The organism is Bacteroides sp. RCH18, from assembly GCF_058231005.1.
Genome location: NZ_JBIPTC010000001.1, coordinates 3,341,820 through 3,354,987, shown reverse-complemented (window position 1 = coordinate 3,354,987; position 13,168 = coordinate 3,341,820). Strand labels below are relative to the sequence as shown.

Below are 13,168 nucleotides of genomic sequence, written 5' to 3'. Positions count from 1 at the left end.
ACTTTTGTTTCAGTGAAAACAAAAAGTAATCCTAATATTAACTTTAAATTGATGTACATGGAACAGAGTATAAAGTCGAAAGGCTTTGAACATCGCCTCCTATTAATAATGTGGGGCTTGTTACTATCTCTTAGTGCATTCGCACAGCAGATTACAGTAAAAGGACATGTAGTGGACGCCACGGGCGAACCGGTGATCGGTGCCAGTGTGATAGAAGGCAAGTCCACGAACGGCACGATTACCGATATCGACGGTAACTTCTCATTAAATGTTTCTGCTAACAGCACATTGACCATTTCTTTTGTCGGCTATAAGACGCAGACTGTTTCAGTGAACGGAAAAACCGCACTAGTAACCTTGCAGGAAGATACCGAAGTATTGGACGAAGTTGTTGTAGTAGGTTACGGAACGATGAAAAAGAGTGACCTGACCGGCGCCGTATCTTCTGTAGGAGTCAAAGATATCAAAGACTCTCCGGTAGCCAATATCGGTCAGGCAATGCAGGGAAAAGTATCCGGCGTGCAAATTATCGATGCCGGCAAACCGGGGGACAATGTAACCATTAAAATCCGTGGTCTGGGCACGATCAACAACAGCAATCCGCTGATTGTCATCGACGGGATTCCCACCGATTTAGGCTTATCTTCCTTGAATATGGCAGATGTGGAACGGGTAGACGTATTGAAAGATGCTTCGGCAACTGCCATCTACGGTTCGCGCGGTGCCAACGGTGTAGTGATGATTACCAGTAAACGCGGTGCCGAAGGCGCCGGAAAGGTAACGGTCAATGCGAACTGGGCGATACAGAATGCAACTAAAGTGCCTGATATGCTGAATGCCGCCCAATATGCAGCATTGAGCAATGATATGCTCTCAAACAATGACGATAACACCAACCCTTACTGGGCAGACCCTTCTTCATTGGGAAAAGGAACCAACTGGCTCGACGAGATGCTGCGCACGGGAGTGAAGCAGAGTTATTCGGTCAGCTATTCCGGCGGCACGGAAAAGGCGCATTATTATGTATCCGGCGGTTTTCTCGATCAGTCCGGTATTGTGAAGAGTGTCAATTATCGCCGTTTCAATTTTCAGGCGAACAGTGACGCCCAAGTCAACAAATGGCTGAAATTCACCACCAACCTGACATTTAGCACAGATGTAAAAGAAGGAGGAACATACAGTATCGGTGATGCGATGAAAGCCCTTCCCACCCAACCGGTGAAGAATGACGACGGCAGTTGGAGCGGTCCCGGACAGGAAGCGCAATGGTACGGAAGTATCCGCAATCCGATCGGTACGCTTCACATGATGACGAACGAGACGAAAGGATATAACTTCCTCGCAAACATCACCGGAGAGATCACCTTCACTAAATGGCTGAAACTGAAAAGTACCTTCGGCTATGACGCCAAGTTCTGGTTTGCCGACAACTTCACGCCGGCATACGACTGGAAACCGAATCCGGTAGAAGAATCTTCCCGCTATAAAAGCGACAACAAATCATTCACCTACCTGTGGGACAACTACTTCGTATTCGATCATACTTTTGCAAAGAAGCACCGTGTAGGTGTGATGGCAGGTTCTTCCGCACAGTGGAATAACTACGATTATCTGAACGCACAGAAAAACATTTTCATGTTCGACAATATCCATGAGATGGACAACGGAGAAAAGATGTACAGCCTTGGCGGCAGCCAAAGCGACTGGGCATTGCTTTCACTGATGGCACGTCTCAACTACTCATACGAAGACAAATACCTGCTGACGGCTACCGTACGTCGCGACGGCTCTTCCCGCTTTGGTAAGAACAACCGATGGGGAACATTCCCTTCCGTATCTCTGGCTTGGCGTGTCTCTCAGGAAGACTGGTTCCCGAAAGATAACTCCCTGATGAACGATCTCAAACTGCGTGTCGGATACGGTGTGACCGGTAATCAGGAAATCGGTAACTATGGATTTGTCGCATCCTACAACACGGGTGTCTATCCTTTCGGAAACAATAACTCCACCGCTTTGGTATCTACCACCCTCTCCAATCCGAACATCCATTGGGAAGAAGTGCGCCAGGCCAACTTCGGAGTGGACATGAGCCTGTTCGATTCGCGTGTCAGCCTTTCACTGGATGCTTATATCAAGAATACGAACGATATGCTGGTGAAGGCTTCCATCCCCATCACTTCGGGCTTTGAAGATACTACCGAGACTTTCACCAATGCCGGCAAGATGCGCAACAAAGGAGTGGAAATGACATTGCGTACCATCAACCTGAAAGGCATCTTCTCCTGGGAATCCGCTTTAACGGCTACCTACAATAAAAATGAGATTCTGGACCTGAACAGCGAAACTCCGATGTTTATCAACCAGATAGGCAATTCATACGTGACCATGCTGAAAGCCGGTTACCCGATCAACGTTTTCTATGGATACGTTACCGACGGTCTTTTCCAGAACTGGGGAGAAGTCAACCGCCACGCCACCCAGCCGGGCGCAGCTCCGGGGGACATCCGCTTCAGAGACTTGAACAACGACGGAGTGATTAACGACGAAGACCGTACGATTCTTGGCAATCCGAACCCGAACTGGTTCTTCTCACTCTCCAACAACCTATCTTACAAAGGATGGGAACTCTCCGTTTTCCTGCAAGGAGTGGCAGGCAACAAGATTTATAATGCCAACAATGTGGACAACGAAGGAATGGCTGCCGCCTACAACCAGACCACAGCCGTACTGAACCGCTGGACAGGAGAAGGCACAAGCTACTCCATGCCGCGTGCCATTTGGGGCGACCCGAACCAGAACTGCCGCGTATCCGACCGATTTGTGGAAAACGGCTCGTATCTCCGTCTGAAAAATATCACCCTTTCGTATACACTGCCTAAAAAGTGGTTGCAAAAGATTCAACTGGAAAATGCCCGTATCTCCTTCTCTTGCGAGAATGTGGCGACTATCACCGGATATTCGGGCTTCGACCCCGAGGTGGATGTCAACGGTATAGACAGCAGCCGTTACCCTATCTCGCGTACATTCAGTATGGGCTTGAACTTTAACTTTTAAATCAGGAGGAAGAAAATGAAAAAGAAACTGACTTTTATAATGATACTTGCCGTACTTGCCTTGACATCGTGCAGTGATTTTCTGGATAAGTACCCCAAATACGGTGTGGACCCCGAATCGGAAGTGACCAATGAGATTGCCGTAGCACTGACTACTGCCTGCTATAAGACGTTGCAGTCGTCCAATATGTATAATCAGCGCCTGTGGAGCCTCGACATCCTTGCCGGCAACAGCGAGGTAGGCGCCGGGGGAGGAACCGACGGACTGGAAACTGTTCAGGCGGCTAACTTTATAGCGCAGAGCGACAACGGTTTTGCCCTGTACGTATGGCGTTCTCCGTGGGTAGGCATCGGACGTTGTAATATCGTGCTTTCCAATCTGCCTTCGGCTGTCATCTCCGATGAGATAAAAGACCGTTGCATGGGTGAGGCATATTTCCTGCGTGCTCATTACTACTATATCCTCGTCCGCCTTTATGGTGGCGTACCTTTGCGGCTACAGCCCTTTGAGCCGGGACAGTCGACGGATATTGCCCGCAATACGGTAGATGAGGTATATGCGCAGATTCTTTCGGACTGTAAGAATGCGGTGGATATGCTTCCCCCAAAGAGCAGTTACGGAGAAAATGACAAGGGACGTGCCTGCAAAGAGGCGGCGATGGCTATGCTGGCAGATATTTACCTGACGCTGGCGCCCAATCATCGGGATTATTACAATGAAGTTGTTACGTTGTGCGACCAGATTACTGCGATGGGATATGATTTGTCTCAGTGCAAGTATGCCGATAATTTCGATGCTACGATCAATAACGGTGCGGAATCCCTTTTTGAAGTACAATACTCCGGCAGTACGGAATACGATTTCTGGGGAGGGGACAACCAGGCTTCCTGGCTGTCGACTTTCATGGGACCCCGCAACTCCGGTATGGTGGCAGGCGCTTACGGATGGAATCTGCCTACGGAAGAATTTATCAAAGAGTACGAAGCGGGCGATTTGCGCAAAGATGTGACCGTGTTATATCAAGGCTGTCCTGCTTTCGACGGCATGGAATACAGACGTTCATGGTCGGGTACAGGTTACAACGTCCGGAAGTTCCTTGTGTCGAAGACCGTTTCGCCGGAATATAATACCAACCCGAATAACTTCGTGGTATACCGTTATGCGGATGTCCTGTTGAAGAAGGCGGAAGCCCTGAACGAACTGGGACATCCCGACCAGGCTGCCGCACCTCTGAATATCGTCCGTCATCGTGCCGGACTGGCGGATGTACCGACTACCTTGAATCAGGAAACAATGCGGGAAAAGATTATTCACGAACGCCGGATGGAACTTGCTTTTGAGGGACATCGTTGGTTTGACATGATTCGCATCAATAATGGTAACTATGCGATTGAGTTCCTGAAATCCATCGGCAAGAATCAGGTGACGAAGGAACGTCTGCTGCTGCCCATCCCGCAGACAGAGATGGACTCTAACAATCTGATGACTCAGAATCCCGGTTATTAATCGCTTTTACAATCATTCATTTAGACAGATCATATGATGAAGAAATATATATATCAGATGTTGTGCTCTCTTTTCATCGGCGGAGCGATGGTTTCCTGCGCCGAGGATTATATGGAGACGGACAAGGGACATGATACGCTGACTCTTACGGTGAATCAGCAGGAGATCGTATTGAACGAAAAGAATCACAGTCAGGAGGCGTTAACGCTTTCATGGACTACGGGAACGAACTACGGAAGCGGAAACCGTATTTCTTATACACTGGAAATAGCCAAGGCGGGAACCGACTTCGCCCGTGCCTATTCCGTAGATTTAGGAACGGGAACTTATCAGTGGACGAAGAAAACGGAAGAACTCAATCAGTTTCTGAACACGCAGCTAGGCGTCGGCTATGCCGAAAAAGTATCGCTGGAAGCACGCATTACCGCTACTGTTGCCGGAATGGAAGAAAAGGAGCAGCGTACCACAGTTGCGCTGGATGTGACTACTTATCAACCGGTTACTCCGACGCTTTACCTCATCGGAGAAGCTGCCCCGAACGGATGGAGCGCCGATCAAGCGACGCCTATGGAGCGCACGGACAACGGACAGTTTACGTGGACAGGAAAGCTGAATACCGGTGTATTCAAGTTTATAACGACATTGGGAGAATTTCTTCCGTCCTACAACCGGGATGCCGCTGCCGGAGAAGAACTACGGCTTATCTACCGCACATCGGGCGACGAACCGGACGAACCGTTTACAGTCAGCAAGGAAGCGACCTATATAGTCAAGGTAGACCTGCTCGACCTGACAATGACCATGACCGAAACGGAAAACATCGGATGGCGCTTTGAAGAATTCTATATTGTCGGCTCCTTTACCGGCGACAATGGCTGGGGATTCGAGGCACTGTCTAAAGATGCCGTTCAGATGAATCTGTTCCATTATGGTGCCGTGATTCCGTGGAAGGCGGACGGTGATTTTAAGTTTACTTCCGTGACGGACTTCGGTCAGTCGGATGCTTTCTTCCATCCCACCGAAGGGAATGCTCCGTATACTTCCACTTCAGTTGTACTGGGAGGTGAAGACAATAAATGGCAAATGAAGGAAAGCGAATGCGGCAAGGCCTATAAAGTGCTGTTCCTCACAGCCAAGGGAAAGGAAAAGATGCTGATGCGTCCGTTTACCCCCTACGAAGGACTGTATCTGGTAGGCGATGCCACTCCGAACGGATGGAGCATCGACAACGCCACCCCGATGGCTAAAAGTGCCGACAGCCCTTACATCTTTACCTGGAGCGGTACACTGAATACAGGGGAGATGAAGATCTCCTGCGACAAGCAGTCCGACTGGAACGGAGACTGGCTGATGGCGGACAAGAGCGGAAAGGCACCGACCGGTGAAGTGGAGACAGCCTTATTTACCAGTAAAACGGATGCGGAACTGAAGAATATGTATCCGGATACAGACCTCGGCAGTCTGGACAATAAATGGAATATTCAGGAAGCTGGCTCGTATCGGATTACGATTGACCAGTTGAAAGAAACGATTTCAATTGTAAAACAATAAACAAGTATTCAAGATGAAGAAGATAATATATTTGGTGGCTGCCTTCCTGTGTCTGTCTTGCAGCGACGATCATGAATCGAACCCACAGAACGGAGGAGCGTCGGGCAGTGTGACCGAAGTAACTCCGGTGACATCGGACTTATGCGTGGAACTGACAACTGACAAGGCTTTTTATAAACCGAACGAGACAGTGACTTTCACTGCCGCCGATGCCTTGCCTGCCGGAACAAAGGTACGCTATCGCCTTTTGGGAGAAATAGTCGGAGAAGAACCGGTCAGCGGTACGAACTGGACATGGAAGGCTCCTTCCACCGATTTCAAAGGATACATGGCAGAACTTTACCGGCAGGAAAACGGTACGGATGTCATCGTCGGTACGATTGCGGTAGATGTATCCAGCCATCCGGCACGGTTCCCCCGATATGGCTTCGTGGCAGATTTCGACGGAGTCAAGACAGAAGAGAAAACACTGGAAGAGATGGCCTATCTGAACCGCCATCACATCAACTGGGTACAGTTTCAGGACTGGCACAATAAACATCATTGGCCGCTGGGCGGCACACGCACGCAGTTGGACGAGGAATATCTCGACATTGCGAACCGCCCTGTCCATACAAGCTCTGTGAAGAATTATATCAAGGCACAACAACATTTTGGAATGAAGTCCATGTTCTATAATCTTTGTTTCGGGGCATTGAAGGATGCGGCTTCCGACGGGGTGAAAGAAGAATGGTATCTGTTTAAGGACGCTTCGCATACCACGAAAGACAGTCACGACCTGCCAAGCGGATGGAAGAGCAATATCTATCTGGTAGATCCTTCCGACAAGGAATGGCAGCAATATATGGCGGAACGGAATGACGACGTGTATGCGAACTTCGCCTTCGACGGCTATCAGATCGACCAGTTGGGCAAGCGGGGAACGCTTTACAACTACAACGGTACACCGGTCAACCTCCGCGAAGGATATGCTTCTTTTATCGAAGCCATGAAGCAGGCGCATCCCGACAAGAGTCTGGTGATGAATGCCGTAAGCCGCTACGGTGCCCGTCAGATCGGAGAAACCGGTAAAGTAGATTTCTTCTATAATGAGATGTGGGCGGATGAGGCGGACTTTACCCATCTGAAAGCCGTCCTGTATGAAAACGGAGTGTATGGCAATAATCAGCTGAATACGGTTTTCGCTGCCTATATGAACTATAATAAGGCGGATCATCGGGGAGAGTTCAATACAGCGGGTATCTTGCTGACGGATGCGGTGATGTTCGCTTTGGGTGGCTCGCATCTCGAACTGGGTGGTGACCATATGCTGTGCAAAGAATATTTTCCGAACGACAATCTGACGATGAGCGAGGAACTGAAAACGGCAATGGTTCACTACTACGACTTCCTCACGTCTTATCAGAACCTGCTCCGCGATGGCGGAACGGAGAACAGTATCGCTATGAACTGTACCAACGGAGAAATGAAACTCAACGTATGGCCTCCAAAGTTGGGGTCGGTCACTACCTACGCCAAGCAGGTAGACGGCAAGCAAGTAGTGCATCTGCTTAACTTCTCACAGGCGAACAGCCTTAGCTGGCGGGACGTGGACGGCACCATGCCCGAACCTGCCCTGATCACGAAAGCGGCCTTGCAGATGAACCTTCCCGCCAAAGTGAATAAATTGTGGGTGGCATCGCCAGACGTACACGGAGGAGCCTTGCAGGAACTGGCGTTTACGCAGGAGAATGGGGTAGTTTCCTTCACACTGCCTGCCTTGAAATACTGGACAATGATTGTAGCTGAATAAGGCAGTTGCAACGGAATAACTAAAAACGATAGGTATGAAGATTAGATATAAGTTTGGGGTGTGGATGTTGTGTCTGATGTTTCCGGCGTTGGTCTGGGCAGAAAACGCAAAAAGTATATGTACCTCTTTTACACAGCAGGGACGTCAGGTGATTTTTCACCTGGCGGACAGTGCCGCGCTGCAACTGCAACTTTGCAGCCCTTCCGTAGTAAGAATCTGGTTCTCGCCGGACGGGAAGCTGCAACGGAGAAATGCTTCCTTTGCCGTGATCAAGGAAGAACTGGAAGATGTGGGAACGGTTCATGTGGACGAACAGGCCGCCTGCTATGAGATATTTACCTCGAAGCTGCGCATACGGGTGAACAAGTCGCCGATGAGCATCCAGATATTCGACAAATATCAGAAACTCCTCTTCAGTGACTATGCCGATAAAGGACACGTAAGCGAAGGCACGAAGAAGGTGGAATATAAAACGCTTCGCCGTGACGAGCATTTCTTCGGGCTTGGGGAAAAGACCGGCAAGATGGACCGCAGAGGAGAATCTTACAAGATGTGGAACAGCGATAAACCTTGTTACAGTGTGGTGGAAGACCCTCTTTACAAGAGCATCCCTTTCTTTATGAGCAGTTACCGGTATGGTATTTTCCTTGATAATACGTATAAGACAGAATTTAAGTTCGGAACGGAAAGCCGTGATTATTACAGCTTCGAGGCGCCGGACGGGGAGATGATTTACTACTTCATCTTCGGCAAGGACTATAAGGAAATCCTGAGTCAGTATGTAGGACTGACGGGCAAACCTATCATGCCTCCGAAATGGGCATTGGGCTTTGCGCAATGCCGTGGCTTGCTGACAAGCGAGAAACTGAGCCGCGAAATAGCCGAAGGCTACCGGTCACGCGGCATCCCCTGTGATATTATCTATCAGGACATCGGCTGGACGGAACATCTACAGGGCTTCGAATGGCGGAAAGGAAACTACGAGAACCCGAAAAAGATGCTTGCCGACCTGAAAGAAATGGGATTCAAGGTAGTCGTATCGCAAGACCCGGTCATCTCGCAAGCCAACAAGAAGCAATGGGAGGAGGCGGACCGTCTGGGATATTTTGTCAAGGACAGCACGAACGGGAAGAGTTATGATATGCCGTGGCCTTGGGGTGGAAACTGTGGGGTAGTGGATTTTACCTTGCCTGCCGTAGCCGACTGGTGGGGAACCTATCAGCAGAAACCCATTGACGACGGTATCTCCGGCTTCTGGACGGATATGGGAGAACCCGCATGGAGCAACGAAGAGCAGACCGAACGCCTTGTGATGAAACATCACCTGGGGATGCACGACGAAATCCATAATGTCTACGGACTGACTTGGGATAAAGTGGTCAAAGAGCAGTTCGAGAAACGGAATCCGAACCGTCGCGTCTTCCAGATGACTCGTGCCGCTTATGCGGGATTGCAGCGTTATACGTTCGGTTGGACGGGAGATTGCGGAAATGGAGACGATGTATTGCAGGGTTGGGGGCAACTGGCTAATCAGATTCCGGTGATTCTTTCCGCAGGGCTGGGAGTGATTCCGTTTACTACCTGTGACATTACGGGGTATTGCGGAGACATCGAAGACTATCACCCCTTTGCGGAACTTTATACCCGCTGGATACAGTTCGGTGCATTCAATCCTTTGAGCCGTATTCATCATGAGGGAGATAATCCGGTAGAACCGTGGCTCTTCGGTCCGGAAGCGGAAAAGAACGCGAAGGAGGCCATCGAACTGAAATATCGTTTATTGCCCTATATCTATACGTATGCCCGCGAAGCTCATGATACGGGATTGCCCATCATGCGTCCTCTCTTTTTGGAATATCCGGCGGATATGGAGACTTTCTCTACAGATGGCCAGTTCTTATTCGGACAAGAGCTGCTGGTAGCTCCGGTGGTGAAGAAGGGGGCACGTACGAAGAATGTCTATCTGCCCGAAGGCACTTGGATTGACTACAACAATAAACAAACAGTCTATACCGGAGAACAGTGGACTACCGTGGAAGCTCCCTTGTCGTGCATCCCGATGTTTGTAAAGCAGGGTTCCATCATCCCCACTATGCCGGTGATGAACTACACGCATGAGAAACCGGTCTATCCGCTGATCTTTGAAGTATTTCCGGCAAGGAACGGAGAAGAGGCTTCATTCACTTTGTACGAAGATGAGGGAGAAGACCTCGGCTATCAACGGGATGAGTTTGCCAAAACTCCCGTTCGCTTCCGGACGGAGGAGGGCGGTTATCTTCTTTCGGTTGGTGCCCGTGAAGGAAAAGGGTATGCAGTGCCCGCTCCCCGAAACTTTATTTTCCGTATGTATCTGAAGACGGCTCCCAAAGGAATTACCGTGCAAGGCAAGAAAGTAAAGAAGGTGAAGCCGGAACGTCTGGAAGAGAATCCGGACGATGACACTGAAAGTATGGTGTGGAGCTGGGATAAGGCGACCGGTATTTGCAGCCTTCGTATGCCGGACCGAGGGGAAGAAAGTCGGATTTCCCTGCGTTTATGACTTGAACTCAACGCCTACATAAAGATATAAATTTGAAAAATTGCTGTCATCTGTCACTAAACCTGTGACAATAGTCTGATAATTAAATCATAAGACCGTGACAGCAACCTGTGACAGCAGCGTGACGGAAAGATTTGCCGTCACGCTGCCATTCATTTCAGCTATTAATAAGCCGAGTTTGTTTTAAGGTATGAAACTACAGTTCCCATTGCTTGAAACTTTGGTTCCCATTACTTGAAACTCTAGTTTCATACGCTTGGAACTTTTGGTTTCAAGCCTTTGGAACTACAGTTTCTCACTGATGAAACTCTGGTTTCAAGCAGTGAAACTAATTAAGAAATCAATTGATGAACTCGTAATCCGTCAGTTGATATCTTTTTTGCTTGTATTCTTTTGTCCTTTTCAGTTTTACCTTTCCTTTTGCAGCTTCCAGCGTTACTTCGTTGAATTGTCCTTTTTGGAAATCGTAACTTATACCGTCATCTTCGAGAAGGAGGAACGTTGCCGAAGGAGCGCCGTATACTTTGCAATGCAAATTGAATACAGTTTGAGCATCCACATAGGGGACAGGTGCGGCCAATGGCAATAACGTTCCCTGGCGGACGTAGAGTGGCAACTGATCTAATTCCGTCGTAATCTCGTATTCACGGTTGCCTTCATATTTCTCATTGGTATTGAAGTTGTACCATGTTCCTTCGGGGAAGTAGACCGTTCTCGTTTTCTTGTTCTGGTATAAAGGAGCAGCCATCAATCCGTCTCCCATCATATACTGGTCACTGATAGTGCGCAAACGTTCATCTTTGGGATAATCCATCAATAACGGACGGAAAGGAGGTACACCTTTTTTATAATATGTATAAAAAGCACTGTACAGATAAGGAATCAGCTGCATACGCAGATTAATCAGTGTGCGGGCATATTCTTCATACCTCTTTGCTTCCGGCAGGAACTCGCCACGTTCGTTCTTTCCACGGTCGAATTGCAGCCACGGAGCGTATTGCAGATACCATGCATTGACCATAGCCTGCGGAGAAAGAATCACCGTTTGCAGACGATGGAAGAAATCTTCGGCAGAATGTGCCTCACGCACTTCGGGACACCACAACAGTCCTCCGAATGCCGAGTTGCAAAGTGCCTGAATGTACTCCTTTGGATCGTATGTATCACTATAAAGTACGGCGTTGCGTGAAGACATGAACATACCGGACGACCGGTAATCCTGATAGGTGCGGGTATTCTTTTCACGGTAGATACTGTCCATCGCATTCACATAGAGGGAACCGAATACCTGGTGCATCTTTTCTCCGTCGATGCCCGAAGGGAACTGTGCCATATCCGGGAAGCACCATGTGGCGGAAGCAAAAGATATGTTCGAGTTGTCACATTCGTCCAGTTTGAAGCCGGAGATGCCTTCTTCTATCAGTGTGCGGTGGTAATCGGTAAATATTTTGTGTGCTTCCGGCTGGATGAAGTCCGGTACCAGTCCGTTCCATACAAGGAAATCGCCTGAGTAGGGCTCCAGCGCCTTCCGGATGGGGGAAGAAGGATGAACATACGCGTGTTCCCACAGGTTTACTTTGTATCCTTTCTGCTGTAACTGGTCCAGCATTTCTTTGTGCCTTGGAAAACGGTCGTCGCTCCAGCGATAAGAACAGGAGTAAGTGGCCGTCTGCCATCCCGGTTCGAGTCCCAGTACGTCGCACGGAATCTGTTTCTCGCGGAAATAGTTGGCAAAACGCATGACGGAGTCTTGCGTCGCATCTCCTTTGACACGGTATTTGAATCCGAGTCCCCACATCGGAGGAAGACATCCGCCGCCGGAGAGGAGGTTGTATCTCTTGACTACATCCAGCACTTCCGGTCCGGTGATGATAAATACCTCAATGCCTTTGGCGCCGGGTACGTCGATATGGACTTTATTTCCGTTGCTTCTGTTCTTATACAAGTCTTCTGTGGTGGTAGCAATGTGTTTTCTTTCTTCCGCTTGCAGTTGACGACTATGCTCGGTTTTCTGATTGGAGCCGCACAGGAAAGTGGTATACCGTGCCGTGTTGACCAGAATACCGTACCCTTTGGTAGAGACGTAGAATGTCTGCGGAGCATGTGTATATCCGAGTCCGTTCAGCGGATTGTCGTTTACTATCGGGCGCTTGCGCAGACCACGCTGACCGAAAGTTTCGAATTGCAGTCCGAAACCGTATATTTGTTCGTTGTCCTCCAGAGGGACTTCGATCAGACAGCCACGGTCGGTTATCTTTATTTGTACTTCGTCGGGGCTGAAGGGCGGCTTTGCAGCCGGAAGTTGTTTCATTGCTTCTACGGCAGGTTTCCCGCCGAATAAGGAATAAGGGGTAAAAGTGTCAATTTCTCCTGCTTGCAGCTTGATGATTCCCGGAGCAATTTCTTCTTGAGCGGATGCTTGCCCGGCAAACAGGAGACCTACTGTGGATAGAAAAAGGTTGAGTAATAGTTTTCTCATTATAGTTTATTTTATCATGGTTATATTAAAATAGACTTCTGAAATGCGATTTTCCACTAAAATGCAATAAAAGAATATTGCAAATATAGGAATAAAACAGATGCGGTATCAAGTATTAATACCAGAGAAGTCAGATAAAGTGACCTGTCGTGGCATATATTAATGTTTGTGACGGGAGATATTAATATCTTCTTTTTTTGACCGTGATTCTAAAAATAAGGTTTTATATTTGTCCTTGTTTAAGAAT

Annotated in this window: 6 protein-coding genes; 5 read left to right on the top strand and 1 reads right to left on the bottom strand. The window is 48.7% G+C overall.

Annotation, left to right across the window (positions count from 1 at the left end; translation table 11 throughout):
- Window positions 1-57 precede the first annotated feature (57 nt).
- From ACHLI0_RS13180 to ACHLI0_RS13160, 5 genes are read left to right on the top strand one after another with little or no spacing between them, the layout of a single operon-like run.
- Window positions 58-3,054, top strand: a complete 2,997-nt coding sequence (locus ACHLI0_RS13180; RefSeq protein WP_490749349.1) for a SusC/RagA family TonB-linked outer membrane protein — start codon at window positions 58-60, stop codon at window positions 3,052-3,054.
- Between the two features lie 15 nt (window positions 3,055-3,069).
- Window positions 3,070-4,560 carry a RagB/SusD family nutrient uptake outer membrane protein gene (locus ACHLI0_RS13175; protein ID WP_490749348.1) on the top strand — a complete coding sequence of 497 codons (1,491 nt, stop codon included), beginning with the start codon at window positions 3,070-3,072 and terminating at the stop codon, window positions 4,558-4,560.
- Window positions 4,561-4,596: 36 nt separating this feature from the next.
- Window positions 4,597-6,111, top strand: coding sequence for a SusE domain-containing protein (locus ACHLI0_RS13170; protein ID WP_490749583.1), 1,515 nt, complete (start codon window positions 4,597-4,599; stop codon window positions 6,109-6,111).
- 13 nt (window positions 6,112-6,124) lie between these two features.
- Window positions 6,125-7,903 carry an endo-dextranase gene (locus ACHLI0_RS13165; RefSeq protein ID WP_113748017.1) on the top strand — a complete coding sequence of 593 codons (1,779 nt, stop codon included), beginning with the start codon at window positions 6,125-6,127 and terminating at the stop codon, window positions 7,901-7,903.
- A gap of 34 nt (window positions 7,904-7,937) precedes the next feature.
- A complete protein-coding gene (locus ACHLI0_RS13160; protein ID WP_490749347.1) occupies window positions 7,938-10,442 on the top strand; it encodes a glycoside hydrolase family 31 protein in 2,505 nt (834 codons plus the stop codon).
- Between the two features lie 340 nt (window positions 10,443-10,782).
- Here the strand turns inward: ACHLI0_RS13160 and ACHLI0_RS13155 are convergent, their stop codons facing one another.
- Complete coding sequence (locus ACHLI0_RS13155) at window positions 10,783-12,921, bottom strand: glycoside hydrolase family 31 protein (protein ID WP_490749346.1); 2,139 nt, start codon at window positions 12,919-12,921, stop codon at window positions 10,783-10,785.
- Between the last annotated feature and the right edge of the window lie 247 nt (window positions 12,922-13,168).

Coding starts and splice junctions, on each gene's coding strand:
- ACHLI0_RS13180 (WP_490749349.1), top strand. CDS start 58: ATGGAACAGAGTATAAAGTCGAAAGGCTTTGAACATCGCCTCCTATTA.
- ACHLI0_RS13175 (WP_490749348.1), top strand. CDS start 3,070: ATGAAAAAGAAACTGACTTTTATAATGATACTTGCCGTACTTGCCTTG.
- ACHLI0_RS13170 (WP_490749583.1), top strand. CDS start 4,597: ATGAAGAAATATATATATCAGATGTTGTGCTCTCTTTTCATCGGCGGA.
- ACHLI0_RS13165 (WP_113748017.1), top strand. CDS start 6,125: ATGAAGAAGATAATATATTTGGTGGCTGCCTTCCTGTGTCTGTCTTGC.
- ACHLI0_RS13160 (WP_490749347.1), top strand. CDS start 7,938: ATGAAGATTAGATATAAGTTTGGGGTGTGGATGTTGTGTCTGATGTTT.
- ACHLI0_RS13155 (WP_490749346.1), bottom strand. CDS start 12,921: ATGAGAAAACTATTACTCAACCTTTTTCTATCCACAGTAGGTCTCCTG.